We start from the raw sequence: 22,236 nt of genomic DNA, 5'->3' as shown, positions 1-22,236 counted from the left end.
ATTTTAAATTATAAGTGGTTTGGCACTGTTAGAGTTTTATTGTAAAGATTTTTGTGTATTCATTAAAGAGAATGAATATTTAATTACGCACAGGCCCTTTCCAATGATGGCCAAGTATTTGAAGTTTTTGAACAGCAGAGGGTGGCATAGGAGGAGGATTAGGATCTTGAGCAGCTAATAGGAGTAATTCATCACAAGCTTTCTCTGTTTTTTGAATGAGTTGATCTAGAAAATCGCGTTTATTTAAACCGGCTTTAATAGGAGGAAGAATACGAACACGGATTGTTCCTGGATAGCGACGAAAATTATTACGTGGCCAATATAAACCAGCATTATGAGCAATAGGGACAACTTGAAGTTTAAGTTCATTGTAAAGAGCAGTAATTCCTGGTTTATAATCTGGATCTTGACCAGGTTGTTTACGTGTTCCTTCAGGGAAAATGAGAATTTCACGCCCCTGCTTCGCTTTTTGTTTTGCATTTTGTAAAATGATTTTGAGAGCTTTAATAGGGCTTGTTCGGTTAATCGGAATGACTTGTGTTTTTGCCATGTACCAACCGAAAAGGGGAATCCACATTAATTCACGTTTGATAATAAGGGCGGGATCATCAAAATAGGGAACAAGGCTAAAAGTTTCCCATGCGGATTGGTGTTTTGGAGCAATGATGTAAGCTCCACTAGGGAGATTTTCTATACCTTCAATTTCATAATCTGTTCCAGCAATGTGTTTTTGCAAAAACAATGTAATATGCGCCCACATTTTAGGTACAATCCATGCTTGTTTACGCGGCATTAAAAAATAAAAAGGTGCGTACAGAATCATCTGTACAAAAGTTGTTATGTAAAAAACAAACGTAAAAAGAAGAGAACGAAAGATAAGCACTACATTTTCCATTTCATGTCTATCAAGAAATTCTATTTATAATGCAATTTATATGAGAAAACATCTTTAATTAAAACTTTTTCAAGTACTCCTTTTAAAATATTTAAAATTATAAGGAAAAAATCATATGACATTACAGGTTGATAAAGAAAAATTTATTCCACGAATTTTATCCATTGCTGGTACTGATCCTTCTGGTGGTGCTGGAATGCAAGCCGATTTAAAGGTTTTTTCAGCAATGAAAGCTTATGGTATGAGCATAGTTACGGCTGTTGTTGCACAGAATACACAGGGTGTGCGTGCTTTTCAGCCATTGGATGCGTCTTTTGTTGCTGATCAAATTGATTCGGTTTTTGAAGATATTCATGTAGATGCCGTCAAAATTGGGATGGTGGCGAATGCTCAGATTGCACAGGTTATTGCAGAACGTTTGGCTCATTATAAAGCTCGTTTTATTGTTTTTGATCCGGTTATGGTGGCAAAGAGTGGAGATGTTCTGTTGAAGCCTGATGCGATTGAAGTTATTCGTAGTGTTCTTATTCCTATGTCAATGTTGATTACACCAAATTTACCTGAGGCAGCAATATTGTTGAATCATGAAGTACAATGGTCATTAGAGGCTATGTATCAGCAAAGTCCACAGCTTTTGGCATTGGGGTGTAGTGCTGTTTTATTGAAAGGGGGGCATTTAGATGTTCTTACTTGCAAGACTACAAATTATTATGATCTTTCTAGTCCTGATATTTATTGTGATTCCAAGGGTGTTGTAATGCTGGAGGCTTCCCGTTTCGGTACAACCAATAATCACGGTACAGGTTGTACTCTTTCGGCCGCGATTGCAGCACTCTTACCTAAAGAACCTCTATTTGATGCGATTAAAAGAGCTAAAAATTATTTAAATAGCGCTTTATTTGCTTCAAATACTTTAAACGTAGGCAAAGGACGCGGTCCACTTCACCATTTTTGTGAACTTTGGGATCATAGATAAGAAAGACTCTTAAAAAGCTTATAGCTTAAAAAATAAGCTTACATTCACTAATGGAGCGGGCGATGGGATTCGAACCCACGACCCCAACCTTGGCAAGGTTGTGCTCTACCCCTGAGCTACACCCGCTTAAAAATTTGAACCACTTTTTACCTAAACACCCTCTGTATGGCGTAGGCTTTTCCGAATTGCAACAAAAAAATAATGTTTCAGTAGATTTATTTTTTGTTTTTTAAAAATAAGAGTAAAAATTGAGTTTGAAAATGCTTAAGCTCTACAATTATTTTATACGCAACAGTAATATGATCGTATTGAAAATGGGAAGGTAGTCTGCTGTTGCCATTATTATTTTGGATATCAGTGCTTTTTCTTTTGCATAATTTATTGATTTTAATTTATTTTTTAAGATTTGGAAATAAGATCTTAAGTGTACGTCTACATCGTCTCATGAATGAATAGTTCTTTTTTCATTTTTATAAACTCTTTAATCTTTATAACTTGATTTATTAAATATGTTATCAAATCATATAAGTGTTTATCATATTTCAAGATTTGTTTTGCTCAATTGATACTGATCATATTGAAATCTTTCTGATCCAAATACATTGGAAATCAACTGATACAAGAAGTACTTTTCCTTCTTTTCTACATTTCGTAAGTCGACGGCTCGATTAGTATCTGCATGAACAGAACTCATAATAACTTGCTTTTCTATACCACCTATTTCATAGATATGTGTTCTATCTGTCTGTATTTGACAATCAACAATCCAGTCGTTGATTAAATGTCTACTTTAGATGTGATAGCACGCATTTTTATGGTCAGCATGACTGATTTTGTCAACAACAATCGTATTCATTAAACGCTTTTTTAAGTCTATGATTTTTTTATTACAACGTTTGAGTATGATTGTCTCCTAATGGGGTGATATTTGTCTTTATTTCTTGTTCCTGTTTTCAGAGTCAAAATTGACAAAAGCTTATTTTCTGCCGTAAAAATATTCATCAAATAGGTATCTTTTTGTCTATTTGATCTAAATGAGCAAAAACTTTTAAAATTAGCTCTATTTGAGATACAATATTTATTTGTGGTAAAGTGGGAAAATTCGTTAAAGAGAGTTTTGATAATTTATTTAAAAAGTTTTGTAATGAAGCTAGTCTTAAAAAATCAGCTCGTGGTTTGAAAAAATTAGTGGCGGCAAGAGCTGCAAACTTAGATGAGACAGTCTTTATTACAATTCAAATCGTTTTTTGACTGGATAGGCGATAATATAATTGCTCTTTAATATAAAAAGTGATGATTGCAAAAGGCTTGCTATCAAAACGGTAGGAAAGTGTCCAAAAGGTGAAAAATAGGATAAAAAACATAATAAAATCAATAACTATAAAATCCTTTCCTTTTAAATAAGGTATTGATTTTGCTTTTTGGCATGGAAATTTGATAAAAGTAAAAAATCAAATTAGCATTGCTCTCTGATAAATGATTGTAAATTATTAAAACAGTCATTTTGTGCTATAAAAGTATTGAATGGGATCTAATATATCTTCAGAATAACTACACGATGCTTTTAAGAGACATTATCAAGAGAATTGTCAGCGTCTCCTGTATTGAGATAACGTTATTATTATTTGACGTGGTTTCTTGAGTATTCGTTCAGAAATAGCTGATTTTGTGATATTTTACACTAAATATGTATTAAGGGGAAATTATTATTAGAATGTTGAATTCCATACATTAGATTTTTTATTATAGGAATCAGATTTTCCTGTTGCGTAGCGTAAGGTCATTTTGGACAGTATGAAGAAAGAGTGTAAAAGTAAGATGGAGGTAGTGAAATTGAACTATTTCAGAAGATTTATAATGAAGTTTTTAATAATGGATTAATATTTTGGCTCAGAAAAAAGCACATGAAGTTGATCAGTTTTTAAAACATTTTTCGCGTTCTTTTCCTATCGTTTTAATTTATGGACCCGATCGCGGTCTTGTTTGTGAGCGTGCACAACGGTTTGCCAAGCTCTCTCAGGTGGCAATAGAAAATCCTTTTTCTACTGTTCGTTTAGATGCAGCCGAAATTGATAAAGATCCTGCACGATTAGGCGATGAAGCACGCACTTTATCGCTCTTTGGTGGTGATCGTTTGATATGGATATCTAATGGTGCTAACCAAAAAGGATTTCTTAAGGCGCTTAAACTTTTAATAACAGAACTACCAGAAGCCAGTTTTATTTTAATTGAAGCGGGTGATTTAAAAAAAGGGGTAGGATTACGCAATATTATTGAAACAGCATCAACAGCAATTGCTTTGCCTTGTTATGCAGATAATGCCCATTCTCTTGATATCTTGATTGATGAGATTTTAGATGAATTCAATGTAACTCTTTCTTTGGAAGCGCGTCAATATTTGCACCAAAATATTGGAGAAGATCGTCTTGCATCACGGAGTGAATTGGAAAAGTTGTGTCTTTATACCTTAAAGAAGGCTCACATTGCTTTTGAAGATGTAAAAGCTATTGTTAGCGATGTGAGTGCTCTTTCTCAAGATGAAGTAGTTGATGCTGTTTTACTAGGAGATTTAGCGAGTTTTGAAATTTATTTTAGCCGTTATTGTGCTGTAAACAATACATCTTTTTTTGTTTTAAATACAGCTCAAAGGCATTTTCAACAATTACAGCTTTTACGTTATCAAGTAGAAATTGAAGGTAAAACTCCTTTTACAGTTATTTCTCAGGCGCAACCACCGATTTTTTTTCAAAGGAAAAAAATAATCGAACAAGCCTTAAGATATTGGAACTTAGAGAAAATTTTGTGTGCAATGAAAAAAATACAATCGGCTATTTTGGAAAGTCGTAAAAATCCACCTTTAAGTGAAGTAATCATTCATCAAGTTTTACTGAAACTGACGATTATTGCAAAGTGCCAAAATAATTTTTAGGATATCTGGCTGTATTTACATAAGATTTTGGTGATATTTTTACGAATATGTACAGCAGAAATTGTATAGAGGAAGTTTTCTTTTCTCAATTATTATATATAATACGATGCCATAGTCTGTTATGTTTCATCATACAACAAGCGGCTTTGCTAATTTTAGAAGGCTATGAATACTGCTCAATCATATGATATTTGCGGAGTTAATTATAGGTATTATGTGCTTGTTTAATGACGTTAATTAGCGGATGCTGTCTTTAGATTGATAATTATTGCTTGTTTATTAGTATGATATAAAAAATATTAGCTATCATTTGGTTGTCTATATTAAGAACTAATGATAAATTATTTAACTCTTTTGATATCCGAAAAATAATTGCATAAATTATTTTATACATCATACGAATGCTTTATTGGCAATGTCATATTGCCTTCTCATATCAGATTTTCAAAAATAGAGATTTCTTGTTATCAAATCTTCTAGGTCCATATTTTTATCAGAAGAATTTTTCTCATAAGCAAACTATAATTCATTGTTATGCATCTAAGATTTGAATCATATAAGCTAAAATTTCACCCAGTTCACAATACTACACTTGTATGAGCTATTACTGATTTGAAGAACTCCTTCTAATTTAGTTTTGTACAGAATAACACTTTAGCTTAAATCCACTTACTTGAGATTCTTCGTGTTTATTATTGTTAGTAATATGCCTCCTATCAAAAAATATTTTTACAGTATTATTCACTGTTTAATTTATTAACTACTTCTAAGCAGTAATTGGATAAAAACTAAAATACCACAAAAAATGCTCTATCGAACATAAAGATAGGGCATTTTCTGATATTTATTTTTATACTTTTTATAGTCTTTAGTATACGTTTTATCTATTCGTATAAAGAGCTTGATATAATACGCATTCTCATATTTGCATACTGATATATTTATACAGCAAAATTTAGTGGATTTTTAGCAGTAACAATTTCGGAAACGTTGCGTTTGATTTCGATATTGTTACTATTATTAATCTTCTGAGCTGCATCAATGTCCTCAATCGTAGAATCTTTTTTATTAAGATTTACAATCTGCCTTTCATTCAAAACTTTAGCTATGTTGTCATTCAAATTGCTTTCATTCAAAATTTGTTTTTCTTTTCCATGAAGAATTTTCATTTGGTTCTCATCAAGAAGAGATGGATTGTCACTAATTGTCTCATAATTAAAGAGACGCATATCACAAATTTCAGGATTACCAAAAACTTTCACTTGTCCGGCAATGAAGGTATCGCCTGAAATTTTCGCTCCACCGAAAATTCTGGCATGTCCATAAATTTTAGCATTACCATAAACTTTAACATCTTCAGTAATTGCAGCAAAATCATAAATTTTTGCATCATCAAATATCTCGCTATTGCCGAAAATCTGAGATTTTCCAAAAACGCAAGCATCGCCAAAAATATTAGCAGAATCCCAGACTTCGGCAAATTCATAAATTTTGGCTTGACCATAAATTTTGACTTTATCAGCAATTTTGGCTTGACCATAAATTTTAGCATTTTCGAAACATTGGACCTGTCCACTAATTATAGCATTTCCGTAAAGTTGGGCATTATCATACACCTTGGCTTTTCCTGCAGCTATGGATTTCCCAAAAACTCGAGCATTTTTATAAATCATAGCTTCATTGTAAACTTCAGCATCATCATAAACCTTGGCATTATCCGAAATTATACTGTTACCATAAACTTTTGCATTTCCCCGAACTTCAGCATTGTTTTTAACCTGAGCATTTTGAAAAACCTTTGCATTTCCACTAATTGCGGCGTTTCCAAAAATCTTAGCATTATTAAAAATTTTAGTGTAACCACTAATTTTGCTATTATCATAAATTTTGGCGTTTCCAAAAATCTTAGCGCAACCAGAAACTTGCGCATTATCCATAATTGTTGCATTTTCATAAATCGTTCCACCACTAACTACGGCATTTTTATAAATATGAGCGCTGCCGTAAATCTTACTATTTCCAAAAATCTTGGCATTGTTAGAAATTATAGCAGCATCACAAATCATGCTTTTACCAAAAATTTCACTTTGCTCCTTAATATGGGCATTACCAAAAACTTCAGCTTTGCCATGAACTCTACTTTTGTGAGTAACAATAGCATTTTCATAAATCTCAGCGTGATCAAAAATTTTTGCATGGCAATTAATTTCAGCTCTGCCGTGAACTTTTGCATCATCATAAATTTCGGCATGTCCATAAACTCTAGCACGTCCATAAACTTTTGCCTGACCATAAATTTTAGCATCGTCAGTAATGTGAGACTTGCCATAAATGCGAGCATTTCCGTAAATTTGGGCATATTCAGAAACACAAGCTTTATCATAAATTTTGGCATTTCCATGAACTCTAGCATTATCAATAATTTTAGCGTTGTCGTAAACTCTAGCGTTTCCAAAAACTTCAGCGTTACCATAAATCCAACAATCGCCCTGTTGCGATAAATTTTCTTCATTTTCAACAGAACCACCAAGGTCACCTTCTGTTACATTTCCAAAAGATCTAATGGCTACAATACGATAAGGTGCAGGATTCTTCCCTGTGAATATAAGGCGATATTTTGGTTGTTCGACCGTTTCTGGTAAGAGATCTTGTTTTAATTTTGATGAAAGGCCTTTAGCTGAAGGAATGTTATCTTTTAATTTTGATGAAAGACCTTTAGTCAAGGGAACGCCATCTCTTAATTTTGATAATTGCTTTTCTAGTGAAGATGTTTTTTCTTGAGAAAGAGATTTAAATTTTGAGAAAACTTTTTTTTGTAAGGGCATAGCAGATCCTTTAAAAATATAAGAATTAACCCCACCCTATATAAATTGTTAGTAAACATGAAAAAGAGAATTTTTCAATAGTAGTTATAAGTGTTTTTACGTTTTTTTTATTTTGTGTTTTATAAAACACTAGATATCGTATAATAAAGAAAATAATCATTAACGATTTTGCTCGGTTTTTACAGGATTCGAGAAAAATATTTCTTATTGTAAATGATAAAAGACATATCTTTTATATTTCTAAATTATAATGAATTTCATTTTTGTAATGCATTAAAATTCTTGGAGCTTAGAAATATTTGTAAACTGATGATCTTCTTTTTCAAAAATTACTCGATAGTTTATATTTTCATAATTTTTCTGTAAATTGCTCATTTCCATCCAATTGGAATAAATGTAAAAAAATCTTCAATACTTTGATTAATAAAGGAGATACAAGATGATACTTTAAGAAAAGTTGTTGTTATGATAGCCATAATAAGGACATATAATTTTCTAAATGCACAAGCTTATAGATCTACTTAGAATGATTTTTTTAGTAGTTATTTCAGAAAAAGCAATTAAAATGTGCTCATTTGTCATTGATGAGCATCACGCTGTTGTAAACCATCTCTTTGTTTTTTTGTAGAACTTATAAGAAGATGGGGGTATTGCTCACGTTGACTAATCCAGATATTAGCGTTTCCATATTGATGTAAATAAAGTAAGAAGTATTGATTATTATATTATGTAAGAATTCTTCATAAATTTGCACTCTCTAAAAAGTACGTAATATATGCCGTAATTGATGCAATTATTCTTTTAATGTTAGTATGATAATGATTTTTTATTACTTTTTGCTATGAAGAAACAATTATAGCCAAATAATTGGTAATCTTATGACAGAATTTGTTGAAATCGGTGAAATTTAAGAAACATATAATATTTATAACCCATCTTACAAGTATTATTAAGTTAATGTAATGTATATTTTACTTTGCCAAAGAATCAAAGAAGTGATCTATCTTATGATGAAATAAATCAAACTACAGCATCACATTTTATGCGATTGAATCATTACCATAAAGCATTTTATAATAGTATAGAGATTGTACAAAAATTTATAAGTATATGCAAAAAGCGATTGGTCTGATCATTTTTTTGATGAGTGCAAAAATTACTCCCATAACCTTTATTAAAATTATATAGTGAAATCTATTTATTTTTAGACTGATTAATTTAAAGTGAAATTCTTTGCATCTTTCTTTATTCATGATACGTATCTTCTTTACAGAGGTTTCATAATATGAGATTTGGCCTAAAATGCGTTTATTGGGAATAGAAACAAGTTGTGATGAAACTGCAGTTGCTGTTATTGAGCACAACAATGAGGGAAAAAGCCGTATTCTTTCCAATATTATTTGGAGCCAAATTGTTCATCATGCGCCTTATGGTGGTGTTGTTCCTGAAATTGCTGCACGTGCTCACGTTGAAATTCTTGATAGTCTGATTCTCCAAGCGCTTACAGAAGCTGATCTAAAACTCAAAGATATTGATGCCATTGCAGCAACAAGTGGTCCTGGGTTGATAGGAGGACTTTTAGTTGGGCTCATGAGTGCAAAAGCGTTAGCTTTTGCTACCAGAAAGCCTTTTATTGGTGTTAACCATCTAGAAGGACATGCTTTGACAGCTGTTTTAACGCATAATGTTAATTTTCCTTATTTATTGCTCTTAGTTTCAGGGGGGCATACTCAAACAATCCTTGTTCATGAGGTGGGAAATTACCAGCGTTTAGGAACCACTATTGATGATGCATTAGGAGAGGCTTTTGATAAAACCGCAAAACTCTTAGGTCTTTCCTATCCTGGTGGTCCAGCACTTGAAAAAGCTGCTTTATTGGGGGATAAAAATCGTATTTCTCTTCCACGACCTTTGAAGGGTGATAAGCGGTTAGATTTCTCCTTTTCTGGTCTTAAAACGGCTGTTCGGCAAGTTGCAACAGCTATGGCACCTTTAACAGAAAGTGATGTTTCCGATATTGCTGCAAGTTTTCAAGCAGCTGTTATCGATATATTGCAGGATCGAGTTGGTTTATCGTTACAACGATTTATCGACCATTATCCTTTTTTTCGTCATGAGGCATCTCCTCTTCCTACTTTAGTCGTTTCTGGAGGAGTCGCAGCTAATCAAGCTATTCGTTCTAGTTTGCAAAAGCTTGCTCATCAACGCGGTTTTGAATTTATTGCTCCACCTCTTTCTTTATGTACCGATAATGCTGCAATGATTGCTTTTGCTGGTGCTGAACGTTTAGCACGGGGACAAGTAAGTTCTCTTGATATTGGACCTCGCTCACGCTGGCCATTAGATGAAAAATCTCTTCCTGTAATTGGAACAGGGCGTCGTGGAGTAAAAGTATAAACCTGAAAACTTATTAAAGTTTATAAAGGAAATTTTATGGCTTATTGGCTTTTCAAATCTGAACCTTCTAAGTGGTCGTGGGACATGCAAAAACAAAAAGGAATTGATGGTGAACAATGGGATGGTGTGCGCAATTATCAAGCGCGCAATAATATGCGCGCTATGAAATATGGCGATAAAGGTTTTTTTTATCACTCAAATCAAGGATTAGAAATAGTTGGTATTGTGGAAGTATGTGCTGAAGCACATCCTGATTCTACCAGTTCAGATCCACGCTGGGAATGTGTAGATATTCGTGCTATTTGTGATATACCAAATCCCGTTTCATTAAAACAAATTAAAGCTAATCCAAAATTAAAAAATATGATGCTGGTTAAAGCTATGCGCTTATCGGTACAATCAGTTACAGAAGATGAATGGAAAGAAATTTGTTTTATGGGAGGATTAAAAGTAGCATACCTTTAACCTAGAATAATAATTTTTGTTTGCCGATTAATATAAGGCAAAATACGTTGCGTATCACGATATGAAAGTGCGATACATCCTTCTGTTGGCATATAATTATTTTGTGCTAAATGGATAAAAATAGCGCTTCCTTTTGCCATCTTTCGTTCTGTAATATTCCAATCTAGAATAAGGCCTATATCATAGAGGCCGTCTTTACGTTGCATCTTTTCAGTACTTTTCGGATAAGGAAGACGTACCAAACGATTATAATTGGCATCTCCACTTGCATCACACCAACCGTCGTGTGCTTGAATATGACGGATTGCTAAAATTGAACGTGGGAAATAACGGTAAAAATTATTGCGAAATCCCCCTAAACAACGCATATTTGCTAAAGGAGTAGCACCATCACCTTCACGTTTAAAAGCAGAAATACCAGCTCTCCCTAAAGCACAGAAAAAACGATGCTGACCAATACACAGAATACCCCGTGTCTGCATACCTGTTTGTCGACGGATAACAATAGAAGAAACAAAAGCTTGTTTTTTATATATTTTCTTTTTTAATGCCACTTGCAAGAAATCCTATTTTCATGAAATTATTCTCCATTTAATTTTAGTGTAAATGTATTTTATAGGAAAAAAAATGAAGGACTATACTCTCTTAATCGTTGTGGATGATAACGATCTTCGTTCTATTCTTGTAGAACAATTGCAAATTCATAAAGAGTTTGAAGTGCTTCAAACAAAAACTGCTGAAATAGGGATTATAATGGCTCAAAAAGAAAGTGTTGATCTCGCTATTTTTGATGTAGGACTTCCCGATCTTGATGGTCGTGAAGCTGTAAAAAAATTACGCTCCCAAGGATTTCGTGCTCCCATTATTATGATTACTTATTGTGATACAGATTGCGATACTATTCTAGATTTTAAAATGGGTGTTAATGATTACGTGACAAAACCTTTTCGTTTTTCAGTGCTTTTAGCTCGTATTCGCGCTCAATTGCGCCAATATGAACACAATGAAGATTCTTTTGATCTTGGTCCTTATATTTTTAAACCTAGAGAAAAATTCCTTATTGATCAGCAGAACAATATAATTAACCTTACAGAAAAAGAAACAGCAATTCTTAAATATCTTTATGAGACCAGAGATAAAATTGTAAACCGTGAAGCATTATTGGAACACGTTTGGGGCTACAACGCAAATATTATCACGCATACATTAGAAACTCATATTTATCGTTTGCGTAAAAAAATTGAAAAAAATCCTTCTAAAGCAAAAATTCTTATTACCGATCATAATGGATATCGTTTGAATTTTTAATTGTGCTGGATGCGCGCTGTTTGAAATACAAATTCAGATAACATTGTTCTAAGATAAAAATTTAGATTAAGGTGATCTGTCTCTTTGTACATGTTTGTGGTGTTAGTGTAGGAATAAAAATGCGTCGTGACTGATGACGTTGCACAAAAGAACCTTGATAGACATGTTTTTCTGCTGAACACATTAAAAGTCCACCAAAATAAGGAAAAATATGGCTTGCTAATGATTTATAAAAAAATGAAAATAACCGCGATATACAGCTTAAAGAGGGCATATAATGTACAATTTCTTTTACTGATTCAGTAATAAAATTAGTTTCTCTTAATAAACGAACTATTTGTTGTCGGCTATAAGATTTGCCATAACCAAAAGGTGTACGATCATTACGTGCCCATAATCCATAACGATTAGGAACAATAACAATAAGGCGACCATTAGGAATTAAAACACGCCATATTTCGTTTAGTGTTTCGTATGAATTTTTTGTATATTCAAGTGCATGTATTAATAAAATGCAATCAATCGAAGCATCTGGAAGAGGCAAATCTTCTTCAAAAACAAGTGCTGTAGCAACTTTATCGGGATATGGCCAAGATGATGCTCCTTGACTAGCAGGCATAAAAGCATAACATTGCTTTGCACGTTTACGCAATGCAGAAAGATAAGGAAGTGTATAGCCAAGGCCCATAACTCGTTTATCTATAAGATCAGGCCAACAGACATTTAACTGATCACAAACTGTCATTTGCACACGCATACCAAGCGTAGAAGTATAAAAATCTTTTAATGTAATTATATCCAATTTAAAATACCGTTTAGAAGCAAATTTCAAGTATCGCAAGTTTTCACACACTTAAGTTTATATGGAATTCTGCTTTTTTGTCTCAAGAAGAAAAATATTAATCTTTAATTTCCTTCATCCGAATGATTTTAAAAGCATGGGGAAAAAGTTATTTTAGCGTCTCCTTTATTATAAGTAATTAACTTTATTATTATCTGTAGTGCTTTTTTATTTTATAATAATTTGCACTATATTTTCAAAATAGTCGCAAAATTTTTTTCTTCAATTAAAATGAAGTAATCTTTCAAGATAATTCTTTTCTTCTTCTGAAATATACTCATTGCTAAGGCGTTTGCGAATTTCGTCCAAAATTTGCCGTGCGCGCATTCTATCATTTGCTTTTGGTTCAATTACACCTTCTTGTTTTTGGTCAATTTCTGAAGAGAGTGGACGCCCTAATGGGTCTTTACGGCTATGAATGGCATTCTGATTATTTTTTTCTTTATTGAGCATGTTACGCATCTTTTTTAACATATTTTGTGCGCCTTGTCGTAAAGCTTCTAAAGCATCTGATTGATTTTTTATTGACAATTCATAGTCTTGCTTATCAAAAGCATCTCTTGCAGAATTCATTTTCTCTTCTGCTTCTTTCAGGTCATCACTTGATTCAAATCCTTCTGCTGTCAATTCTTTTTTCAATATTGATAATTCAGATTGCAACTTATTTTGGCGTTCTTTTAAAGATTCACTCTGTACTTTGGGCGTACTGTTTCTATGTCGCTGATCTGTTTCTAAATTGTGTGTATCATTAAGAATTTCTTGCTGACGACGCATTAAATCACCAAGTTGATCTATTTTTTCTTTCATTTGTGTCGTTTGATTTTCGTTTTGCTCGTTTGTTTGATGACTTTTCCGTATTTGCAAATGATCAAGTGTTTGTTCAATTTCAGTTAAAAGTTGTTCCGCTGCAGAAGAAGAACCCATTTTAGCCATTTCTTCAATTGAATTCAGTTTATTTTGTAATGTATCTATAGAGAGAGTAGCCTCTCTTGAATCTTTATCTTCTGGTGCTTTTTCAGCTAAAGCATGGATATAATCATTTACAGCTTGTCGTAAATCTGCCATAAGTCGCTCGATTTCAGCAGCGGAAGCACCATGCTGCAATGCATCACGGAGAGCAGCTTGTGCTTGTTTTAATCTCTGTTGAGCAGACTCGAGCTGATTATCTTCAATACCTAAAGCAATTGTCCATAAATAATCAACGACATCTCGCAATTGATCCTCTGTTTGTGCCATAGAAAGCCTTGTCCATGCACTCTGTAAAAGAAGGAAGTGAGTTGTATTTTGAAGACCATTTTCTGGACGTAAAAGCAAAGCAGAAATCATATCAAGCACATGCTCGCGTTCAGATGCATTAAGAGCCAATAAACGACGTTGTTCATTGATTGCACGTGCAACAGGATTTGCAAAAATACGCTCTGGTAATGTCATGATAAAAGTTTTACTGCGTCCCTGTTGGCCAGCACCATCTTGTACTATCAAAGTAATTTTTACTTCTGAACCAGCCCACGGATGGCTTGATAAATCTTGCACTGTCCGCATTTTACCTTTTCCACCACGTGCTAAAAGAAGCTTTATTTCAGGTGCTTTATAAAGGGGAGAACTATTTTTTTCTTGATCAAAAAAAGGTTCTATTTCAACAAAAGCATTTGTAACTCCATAGTCATCATCCATTTCATACTGCAATTCTAATGATCCAGATAAAATTCTTCCTGGTTTTTCTAGCCAATGAATCGCTGGTAACTGATCTTTAATCATGCGTAAATGCCATTTTTGTTGCTTATGGCGCGATGATAAAGATAAATAAATTGAACGCTCTAAGTGTGTTTCAAAACGAATAATTGAATTATTTAAAGCCGGTTGTTCGTTCTTCTTAGTAAGTGAAATTTTCTGACCATCTTCTTCAGAGATTGCTGTTACTGTAATACCAGCACCATTGACAATACGTACAACAACCTCACTACCTTCAGGAATTGTAAATTGTGTTGTTTCATTTTGCGTTAAATAAATGGGTGCAACTCCTGTATAAGCAGGTGGTGTAACCCAAGCATCAACGCGCATTAATGTTTCATCAACGGTAGGACGAAAATCAAATGCATCTGCTAAACGTCCACCTGATGAACCAAAAGAAAAACTAAAAGCACAAACACAAAATAGAATAAATAAAGCTCTAAGAGCCATAGGATCGTAGGAAGCACTCTTGAGGTAAACTGATCTAATTCGCAAGTGATATAATTGTTCTGCCATACGGCGTTGATGTTCATGCCAAATATTTGTAGTTATATCTCCTTCATCTTCAAAGTGTAAACGATCCTTTTGAACGTTGAGAGGTTGGTGTTTGAGATTATTTGTTTGTTCGATATGGTCATTAATATCTTTGATTGTAGGCAAACGGAAACCGAAAAGCAGAAAAAGACTCCCCGCTGCTATAAAAAGAATAAGCCACAGAAGAAATAAATGCGCCCAATAACCAAGAGCATTGAAAATGCCAAACCAACTTAGCGAATATAAAAGGCTCATAGCAAGAAAAAAGGGTAATAATCGTGGCCATATTCGCTCGCAAAATAGGAGACACCAAACAAGAATGCGCACAAACAAAAGCTTTAGTTCTGAAAAACTTTTGATGTTTTTATTGTTCATAGATAAATAGTTACCTTTTTTTATAACGGTGCATTGAAATCATAAGATTCATACAAAATAATTATGAGAAAATAAATTGTTTCATGAGAGTTGAGTGAAAATAAGACTAAGATATTTAAAAATTTTCAATCCAATCTGGAATTTGATCGAGTCCGATCAATTGTGCATAATCAAGACGTGGACGAATAATTGCATACCGCATATCTTGAACTAAAACCTCTGGTATTAAAAGTCGGCTATTATAAGTATTTGACATAACCGCACCGTAAGCTCCTGCTCCTGTAACAACCAAAAGATCTCCTTTCGACAAGAGCGGTAAAGAACGATTCAAACCTAAATAATCACCCGTTTCACAAACAGGGCCAACAATATCTGCATTGATCAGTGGAGTATCTATTTTTTCTTTTACCAAGAGCACATTTTGCCAAGCTTCATACAGTGTTGGGCGAATGAAATCATTCATTGCTGCATCAACAATAACAAAATTTCGCTCTTTTCCCCTTTTTAAATGTATTACAGATGTGACGAGTATGCCAGCTTCACCAACAATACTACGTCCAGGCTCTAGAATAATATTGATCCCTAAAGGGGCAATATGTTTTCTAACGAGTGCTGCATAATCAAAAGGAGAAGGCACGGAGTGATGTTCAGAACCATAAGGAATTCCAAGTCCTCCTCCAATATCAACATGGGTTATGGTATAACCATCATTCCACAACTGACGGACAAAATCTGCTGTAATAAGAAAAGCATCTTCAAAGGGTTTTAAATCACAAATCTGACTGCCAATATGTATATCGACACCACAGATATATAAGCTAGGCAATTGAGCGGCTTTTTTATATACTTCTCGTGCTGATGAGAGTGGAATACCGAATTTATTTTCAGATTTCCCTGTTGTGATTTTTTTATGAGTTTTTGCATCCACATCTGGGTTAATTCGTAATGAAATGGGTGCTGTTGTTGAAAGTGCAGCAGCACGTGCTGATAATTGTTCAAGTTCTGGTTCTGATTCAACATTAAAACAATGAATATTTTGCGTAAGAGCAAAATCAATCTCTTTAACTGTTTTACCAACACCAGAATAAATAATTCGGTGAGCAGGGATACCGGCAGCAAGTGCACGTCGGAGTTCACCTTCTGATACCACATCAGCTCCTGCTCCACTCCGTGCTAAGAGCCGTAAAATCGCTTGATTAGAATTCGCTTTGACCGCATAAGCAATTAGAGAAGGCATATCTTGAAATGCTTGCTGATAGTTTTCAAAATTTGTAATAAGTGTACGCGCTGAATAGCAATAAAAAGGAGTCCCTACCTTTTGCGCAAGAATAGAAAGTGAAAGGTTTTCAGCGTGAAGTTCGCCTTGATAATAAGAAAAGAAATGCATAAAAAACCTATTGTATCAGCTGATCAAGAAAAAAAGGCTTATCTGCTTTTCTTTCAGAAATAAATGCTTCTTGTGAAGGATTCATGATTGTTGAAGATGGTAAATCTAGTATTTCTCTCCGTCCACATCCAACTATGATAACACTGCAAAAAAGAATAATTATTAAGTTTTTCACAATGGTTATCATATATCTTTTCCTATTATGTCGATATTGTTTCTGTCTTATTTTTTGTATTAAAAAATAAAATCACTTAAGCGGCTATAAGGCGCTTTTTCCAATAAGAAATTTGACGCAGAACTTCTGAAGGTGCTGTTCCACCAAAACTTTTCCGGCTTTTAACGGATTTCTCAACTGTCAAAATATCAAAAATGGTTGCATTGATATTGGGATGTATCGTTTGAAGTTCAACTAATGTTAGCTCATTAAGAGTGCACTGTTTTTTTTCTGCTAATGCTACAATAGATCCAGTAATATGGTGCGCCTCACGAAAAGGAAGCCCTAATTCACGAACAAGCCAATCAGCTAAATCAGTTGCTGTTGCATATTCAAAATGAGCTGCTTGTTTCATGGCTTCTTTATTAACTTCAAGATCACCAATAATCCCTGTCATGGCTGCTAGCGATAATTCCAAACTCAAAGCTCCATCAAATACATATTCTTTATCTTCCTGCATATCTTTTGAATAAGCAAGGGGTAAACCCTTCATCACTGTTAAAAGTCCAATCAAAGCAGCATTTAATCGCCCTGCTTTAGCGCGTATAAGCTCGGCAGCATCAGGATTTCTCTTTTGTGGCATAATAGATGAACCCGTTGAAAAAGCATCTGATAAACGAATAAAATGAAATTGTGCACTCGACCAAAGAACAATTTCTTCTGCTAAACGGGAAAGGTGCATAGCACAAAGAGTCCCAACGCTTAAAAATTCTAATGCAAAATCACGATCTGAAACACTATCAATCGAATTACGCGTTGGCTCACGAAAACCTAATGCTTCTGCTGTCATAAAACGATCAATCGGAAAACTTGTACCTGCTAGAGCAGCAGCTCCTAGGGGGGATTCATTCATTCGTTCAATGGCATCATGCATACGCGATAAATCTCGACTAAACATTTCAACGTAGGCCATCATATAGTGACCAAATGTAACAGGTTGTGCGGTTTGTAAATGCGTAAAACCTGGCATAAAAGTGTCGACATGCTGTTCTGCTCGAATCAGGAGTTGTTTTATCAACTCTTTTAAAGCTTGGGTCATTTTTTGCATTTTTTCTCGTACCCACAAACGAAAATCAACAGCGATTTGATCATTTCGTGAACGTGCTATATGTAAACGTCCTGCAACAGGGCCAATTAATTCACTCAGCCGTGCTTCAATATTCATATGAATATCTTCAAGTTTTCGTGAAAATGTGAATGTACCCATTTCAATTTCTTGACGAATCTTCTTTAAGCCATGGGTAATTTTTTCATAGTCGGATTGTGAGATGATTTTTGTTTGAGCTAGCATGGCTACATGACAAAGTGAACCTTCAATATCTTGTTTATAAAGTTTTTGATCAAAATCAATTGAAGCGTTAATTTCTTCCATAATTGCGGCAGGTCCTGCTTTAAATCGACCGCCCCACATCTGGTTTTTTAATTCTTCATCTGCCATATCTTAAAATACCTATTGAAAAGGACAAAAATTATGATTCATAAAATTTTTATCAGCCGAAAAAATAAGAATAAAACAACACAATATTTCCTTATGTTTTTTATGATTGTTTTAAGTTTATACACAACAATCAATCAAAATAACAACAACAGAAGAGTATTCTTTCCAAATTTTATTTCAGAGGTAAGAGCTCAAGAAACAGATATCAATAAGCAACAGACGGAAAAAATAAGAGCAATTAAAAAAGCAGCAAAGGGCTTTTTTACACATATACGATTTGCCGATACTCCTTATGATATGAACCAATTGTCTTTTAAAGATATTGAGGGAGAAGATCATAATTTGTCTGAATTTAGGGGAAAACCAATACTCGTCAATTTATGGGCTGTTTGGTGCGCACCTTGTCGTGCAGAAATGCCAGAATTAGCACGATTAAAACGTGATATGGGGGGAAATAATTTTGATGTTATAGCTATTAATGTTGATAAAAATACTTCTGCTGAAAAAATTCAAAAGTTTTTAAATGATGCTCATGCTGATAATTTAGTTTATTATCGGGATAATACAATGAATATTTTTCAGGATATTAGAAAAAAAGGACTCGCTTTAGGTTTGCCTATCACATTTCTCATAAGTAAAGATGGTTATCTTATTGCTTCGTTTAATGGTGCTGCTCCATGGGCTGATGATGATGCAAAAGCGCTTATAAAAGCCGTTATTGAAGAGAATTTATAACTTTAATAATTAAATTTTAAATGGAGTGCGATTAAATCTAAGACTCATGGATAAAGCAGGTGTATTTTTGCAATAAAAAAGGAAAGGTTCACCTGTTAGATAGCTTTATTTCTAAAGATTGTTTATTCTTAACAGTTTGACCAATCACACTCTCGATAAGAAAATACCTCATTGATGAAGCACATTCATTTAGGCTGCAGAATTTATATTTCACGTGCTCAAAGAAGTTATATTTGTACAAGTGAGCTTCGTTTATGATTATCATTTAATCTTGATATTTATAGAATGAGGTTTACAGTGAAAATCACTCTCACGATAAGGGAGATTTTAGGAGAAAACAAACAGTTGGTTACAATCAATATTTCAAGCGGATAAAAGTTTTATATTATGGGCAATTCCAGATTTTAGAAAATTAATATTAATTCCATTTCCGAAAATGATATGCGTTTTTTGTGTTTGTCTTTTGCATTTAATCAATAGAGAATGACTTTAATTTATCTGTGCGTTGTGAATGATCACGATAAAATATAATTGCTGCATTTATTTCTCCTCCTAAAATAAAAATTGCACTTAAGATATACAGAAAAATAATTGCAACCATAATAGAGGTTAATCCTGCGTAAGTAGAGGCATAATTAAACATTGTTAAATATTGTGCAAAAGCAATAGAGGTTAAAAACCAAACAAATATTGTTACTAAGATACCTGGTAAAATATCTATTACTTTTCGCTGTCCTGCTGGCAACCATTTGTGAACAATTAAAAGACTCGTAAAAAGAACAACTATCGCAATTATATAACGCCATAAACGAATTATACCAATATATTCAGTAATTTGAGAAGAGTAGTTTTGCATAATTTTAATCAGTAAAGGTGCTAAAACCAATAAAAAGCTAATAACGACAAGACCTACTGTCCCAATAATGACGAAAAATAAACTTTGAAAACGACAAAAAAACAAGCTGCGTCGATCAATAACACGGTAAGCTTTATTTAATGCTGTACGCAAAGCACCCACACCATTTGAAGCAAAATAAGCGGCTCCAATAACTGAAAGTGTTAATAAATCTCCCCGTTGTGTGGTTAGGACAGTAATGATTTCTTTAGAAAGAGGTTCTGCAATTGCATCCGGCAACAATTGTACAAGTGCTTCAATTTTTTGCGGTGTATATGTAAATGCTCCGAGAAAACTAGCGAGAGATGTCCCAAAAATAAAAAAAGGAAAAAACGCTAAAAGTCCCGAAAGTGCAACATGGCTTGCAAAGGCACTCCCATTATCACGCAAATAATGACTCACTGCGTTAAAAAAAATACGGTAACTATACCACAATGCCCTTTTTATCAAATTTCAATACCTTTGGAAATAGCCTTACACTTAGCATAGTTTTTTCATTAGGAGTATATAAAAATAAAAAACATTTGCACAATAGGAACTGTTTATCAGAACGTTCGTCTATGGTAGAGATAAATATTGTCTACTTTATATTTTAGAATATTGTGAGGAATATATCGGAAATAAAAAGGGAAAAACGATTTTAGGGCATTTTAAGATTGTACTGGATAAATTTATAAGCAGAAACGTTCGTAAATGAAGCCGAATTATTTTAAAAATAATGAAGTTATGGAGAACACTTTAAAGAGTATATAGCATTTAATTATACTTAATAAAATATCATATGGAATTCAACCAAAGGATTTTCTAGTATATTATATATTATGAGGAGTGTCCTTTAAATTTGCATGTTTATATTCTTGCGTCTTTTAAGAATTTCTATTCTAAATTATTTCATTAATATTATAAAGCTGAACATATTCATCATTTTTATTTTAAAAAAGGATCTTGAGTAAGAGAAATTTTAAAAGATTTTATTTGTTCTTATCATACACTGTTCATAAGAAGTCCTCTGCAAAAAATGATGTTATTCGAAAAACATCTAATTTTTAAAGTTTTTTTCATTTTGATATCGTATTGTAAAAAAGCACGTGGTAAAAAAGTGATTATTATGGTAAATTCTTCAAAATCAAAAGAAAAATTAAAAAGTTCTAAGGCATCTGTTATTAAATCTGAAATTATAGCTCATGACTCAGAGCAAGAAACACAACACTCAGAAGAGCCAGTAATAACAAAGCAAAGTGATGTTGAGCGCAAGACTGTAAGTAGTGTCGCTTTTACTTCTTTAATGGTTTCAGGGATTATTTGTGGCCTTATAACTATAAGTCTTTGGGTAGGCTTGGAAAGAGCAGGTTTTCTTCCTTCTTTTTTAGCGGTTGATCATTTGGAAGAAGAAAAAAATCTTCAGATTACTATACATACAAAAGAAAAAGCAGAAGAAACAGAGAAACAGTTGAAGCATATGCTTCAACAGTTTGATGCATTGAAGAGGGAGTTTTCTTCTTTTTCATCACAACAGGTTGAAGCGTTTCAAGAAGATGAATCTTTTCAAAAAGAGAGAAGCAAAGCTTTTGCAATCTTAGAAAAAAAAGTAGATGCTTTTGAAAAGAATATACAGGCTTTGGTTGGAATATCAGAAGATGTAAAGACAGCTTTATTTGTTGGGAAAAGTAATAAAAACGATATTATCACCTTAAAACAACAGTTAGATAATATACAAAAGAAAATATTCACTCAAAATAGCGAACAAAATAGTGAAAAAGGTAAGATAAATATTGCACTGTTTGTTGCAGTAAATGCATTAAAAAACGCTATAGATCGTGGTGGATCTTATGTGCGTGAATTAGAAACGGTACAACATTTTTCATCTTCTGTTGCAGGATTGGATTTGTTACAGAAAACAGCGCATACTGGTCTTCCAAGCTCTGCAAAGCTTTCAGCTGATTTTGCTTATGTTGCAGATAAAATTGTTAGGACACAAAATAGTCTTGTATCGGATACTGATTTTTTAAAGAAGATTGAGATATGGATAAAAAGTTTTATTGTTTCGCGTCCAATTGGGTATGTTGAAGGGACAACAGTGCCTGCAATTGTGGCTCGGATGGAAGTTGCTGTTCAAGCTGGAGATTATGAAAAAGCTTTAGCTGAATGGCAAACTTTACCTCAAAATGCTAAAGATATTTCGGTAGATTTTATTGATCAGCTTAAACGACATCTTGCTGTCCAGCGCATTCTTCAGAAGTTGTTGATTGGAATGCCAAAAGAAACTTCCGAAGCTGCAAAAATGTAAATAG

The 22,236-nt window shown here is 33.5% G+C and carries 16 protein-coding genes and 1 tRNA gene; 7 read left to right on the top strand and 10 right to left on the bottom strand.

Features of this window, described 5'->3' with window-relative positions; translation table 11 throughout:
- Positions 1 to 79: 79 nt before the first annotated feature.
- On the bottom strand, positions 80 to 895 hold the full coding sequence (locus B11cv2_RS06345) for a 1-acyl-sn-glycerol-3-phosphate acyltransferase (RefSeq protein WP_100693794.1): 816 nt from the start codon (positions 893 to 895) through the stop codon (positions 80 to 82).
- 115 nt (positions 896 to 1,010) lie between these two features.
- On the opposite strand from B11cv2_RS06345, the gene thiD reads away from it, so the two are divergent.
- A complete protein-coding gene (gene thiD / locus B11cv2_RS06340) occupies positions 1,011 to 1,871 on the top strand; it encodes a bifunctional hydroxymethylpyrimidine kinase/phosphomethylpyrimidine kinase (protein WP_100693793.1) in 861 nt (286 codons plus the stop codon).
- 51 nt (positions 1,872 to 1,922) lie between these two features.
- Here the strand turns inward: thiD and B11cv2_RS06335 are convergent.
- Positions 1,923 to 1,997, bottom strand: a tRNA-Gly gene (locus B11cv2_RS06335).
- A 1,759-nt stretch (positions 1,998 to 3,756) separates the two neighbouring features.
- On the opposite strand from B11cv2_RS06335, the gene holA reads away from it, so the two are divergent.
- Positions 3,757 to 4,800, top strand: a complete 1,044-nt coding sequence (holA, locus tag B11cv2_RS06330) for a DNA polymerase III subunit delta (RefSeq protein WP_100693792.1) — start codon at positions 3,757 to 3,759, stop codon at positions 4,798 to 4,800.
- A 941-nt stretch (positions 4,801 to 5,741) separates the two neighbouring features.
- Here the strand turns inward: holA and B11cv2_RS06325 are convergent.
- Positions 5,742 to 7,625, bottom strand: a complete 1,884-nt coding sequence (locus B11cv2_RS06325; RefSeq protein ID WP_100693791.1) for a hypothetical protein — start codon at positions 7,623 to 7,625, stop codon at positions 5,742 to 5,744.
- 1,302 nt (positions 7,626 to 8,927) lie between these two features.
- On the opposite strand from B11cv2_RS06325, the gene tsaD reads away from it, so the two are divergent.
- Positions 8,928 to 10,022, top strand: a complete 1,095-nt coding sequence (gene tsaD, locus B11cv2_RS06320; RefSeq protein WP_100693790.1) for a tRNA (adenosine(37)-N6)-threonylcarbamoyltransferase complex transferase subunit TsaD — start codon at positions 8,928 to 8,930, stop codon at positions 10,020 to 10,022.
- Positions 10,023 to 10,058: 36 nt separating this feature from the next.
- Complete coding sequence (locus tag B11cv2_RS06315) at positions 10,059 to 10,487, top strand: EVE domain-containing protein (RefSeq protein ID WP_100693789.1); 429 nt, start codon at positions 10,059 to 10,061, stop codon at positions 10,485 to 10,487.
- Here B11cv2_RS06315 and B11cv2_RS06310 read toward each other — a convergent pair.
- The gene (locus tag B11cv2_RS06310; protein WP_100693788.1) at positions 10,484 to 11,047 is read right to left on the bottom strand and encodes a L,D-transpeptidase; all 564 of its coding nucleotides are present in this window, start codon (positions 11,045 to 11,047) and stop codon (positions 10,484 to 10,486) included. The genes B11cv2_RS06315 and B11cv2_RS06310 overlap by 4 nt on opposite strands.
- A 67-nt stretch (positions 11,048 to 11,114) precedes the next feature.
- Between B11cv2_RS06310 and B11cv2_RS06305 the strand changes: the two genes are divergently transcribed.
- The gene (locus B11cv2_RS06305) at positions 11,115 to 11,795 is read left to right on the top strand and encodes a response regulator transcription factor (protein WP_100693787.1); all 681 of its coding nucleotides are present in this window, start codon (positions 11,115 to 11,117) and stop codon (positions 11,793 to 11,795) included.
- Between the two features lie 61 nt (positions 11,796 to 11,856).
- Here B11cv2_RS06305 and B11cv2_RS06300 read toward each other — a convergent pair whose 3' ends face one another.
- The 5 genes from B11cv2_RS06300 to argH all read right to left on the bottom strand — a co-directional run bounded on the left by B11cv2_RS06300 (position 11,857) and on the right by argH (position 18,315).
- Positions 11,857 to 12,597, bottom strand: a complete 741-nt coding sequence (locus tag B11cv2_RS06300) for a class I SAM-dependent methyltransferase (protein WP_100693786.1) — start codon at positions 12,595 to 12,597, stop codon at positions 11,857 to 11,859.
- Positions 12,598 to 12,858: 261 nt separating this feature from the next.
- On the bottom strand, positions 12,859 to 15,276 hold the full coding sequence (locus B11cv2_RS06295) for a TIGR02302 family protein (RefSeq protein WP_100693785.1): 2,418 nt from the start codon (positions 15,274 to 15,276) through the stop codon (positions 12,859 to 12,861).
- Between the two features lie 115 nt (positions 15,277 to 15,391).
- Positions 15,392 to 16,663 carry a diaminopimelate decarboxylase gene (gene lysA, locus B11cv2_RS06290; RefSeq protein ID WP_100693784.1) on the bottom strand — a complete coding sequence of 424 codons (1,272 nt, stop codon included), beginning with the start codon at positions 16,661 to 16,663 and terminating at the stop codon, positions 15,392 to 15,394.
- A gap of 7 nt (positions 16,664 to 16,670) precedes the next feature.
- Positions 16,671 to 16,850, bottom strand: a complete 180-nt coding sequence (locus B11cv2_RS06285; RefSeq protein WP_100693783.1) for a hypothetical protein — start codon at positions 16,848 to 16,850, stop codon at positions 16,671 to 16,673.
- A 64-nt stretch (positions 16,851 to 16,914) separates the two neighbouring features.
- Entirely contained in the window at positions 16,915 to 18,315 is a 1,401-nt protein-coding gene (gene argH, locus B11cv2_RS06280) for an argininosuccinate lyase (RefSeq protein WP_100693782.1), read from the bottom strand.
- A 33-nt stretch (positions 18,316 to 18,348) separates the two neighbouring features.
- Between argH and B11cv2_RS06275 the strand changes: the two genes are divergently transcribed.
- On the top strand, positions 18,349 to 19,050 hold the full coding sequence (locus tag B11cv2_RS06275) for a TlpA disulfide reductase family protein (RefSeq protein WP_100693781.1): 702 nt from the start codon (positions 18,349 to 18,351) through the stop codon (positions 19,048 to 19,050).
- A gap of 469 nt (positions 19,051 to 19,519) precedes the next feature.
- On the opposite strand, the gene B11cv2_RS06270 is transcribed toward B11cv2_RS06275, so the two are convergent.
- On the bottom strand, positions 19,520 to 20,395 hold the full coding sequence (locus tag B11cv2_RS06270; protein WP_100693780.1) for a YihY/virulence factor BrkB family protein: 876 nt from the start codon (positions 20,393 to 20,395) through the stop codon (positions 19,520 to 19,522).
- A gap of 658 nt (positions 20,396 to 21,053) precedes the next feature.
- Here B11cv2_RS06270 and B11cv2_RS06265 point away from each other — a divergent pair.
- Complete coding sequence (locus B11cv2_RS06265; RefSeq protein WP_100693987.1) at positions 21,054 to 22,232, top strand: COG4223 family protein; 1,179 nt, start codon at positions 21,054 to 21,056, stop codon at positions 22,230 to 22,232.
- Positions 22,233 to 22,236 lie beyond the last annotated feature (4 nt).

This window comes from Bartonella sp. 1-1C (assembly GCF_002810325.1).
Classification (GTDB): Bacteria; Pseudomonadota; Alphaproteobacteria; order Rhizobiales; family Rhizobiaceae; genus Bartonella; species Bartonella rochalimae.
This window is presented reverse-complemented; position numbering and strand designations above follow the sequence as displayed.

Coding starts and splice junctions, on each gene's coding strand:
- B11cv2_RS06345 (WP_100693794.1), bottom strand. CDS start 895: ATGGAAAATGTAGTGCTTATCTTTCGTTCTCTTCTTTTTACGTTTGTT.
- thiD (WP_100693793.1), top strand. CDS start 1,011: ATGACATTACAGGTTGATAAAGAAAAATTTATTCCACGAATTTTATCC.
- B11cv2_RS06325 (WP_100693791.1), bottom strand. CDS start 7,625: ATGCCCTTACAAAAAAAAGTTTTCTCAAAATTTAAATCTCTTTCTCAA.
- tsaD (WP_100693790.1), top strand. CDS start 8,928: ATGCGTTTATTGGGAATAGAAACAAGTTGTGATGAAACTGCAGTTGCT.
- B11cv2_RS06315 (WP_100693789.1), top strand. CDS start 10,059: ATGGCTTATTGGCTTTTCAAATCTGAACCTTCTAAGTGGTCGTGGGAC.
- B11cv2_RS06305 (WP_100693787.1), top strand. CDS start 11,115: ATGAAGGACTATACTCTCTTAATCGTTGTGGATGATAACGATCTTCGT.
- B11cv2_RS06295 (WP_100693785.1), bottom strand. CDS start 15,276: ATGAACAATAAAAACATCAAAAGTTTTTCAGAACTAAAGCTTTTGTTT.
- lysA (WP_100693784.1), bottom strand. CDS start 16,663: ATGCATTTCTTTTCTTATTATCAAGGCGAACTTCACGCTGAAAACCTT.
- B11cv2_RS06285 (WP_100693783.1), bottom strand. CDS start 16,850: ATGATAACCATTGTGAAAAACTTAATAATTATTCTTTTTTGCAGTGTT.
- argH (WP_100693782.1), bottom strand. CDS start 18,315: ATGGCAGATGAAGAATTAAAAAACCAGATGTGGGGCGGTCGATTTAAA.
- B11cv2_RS06275 (WP_100693781.1), top strand. CDS start 18,349: ATGATTCATAAAATTTTTATCAGCCGAAAAAATAAGAATAAAACAACA.
- B11cv2_RS06265 (WP_100693987.1), top strand. CDS start 21,054: ATGGTAAATTCTTCAAAATCAAAAGAAAAATTAAAAAGTTCTAAGGCA.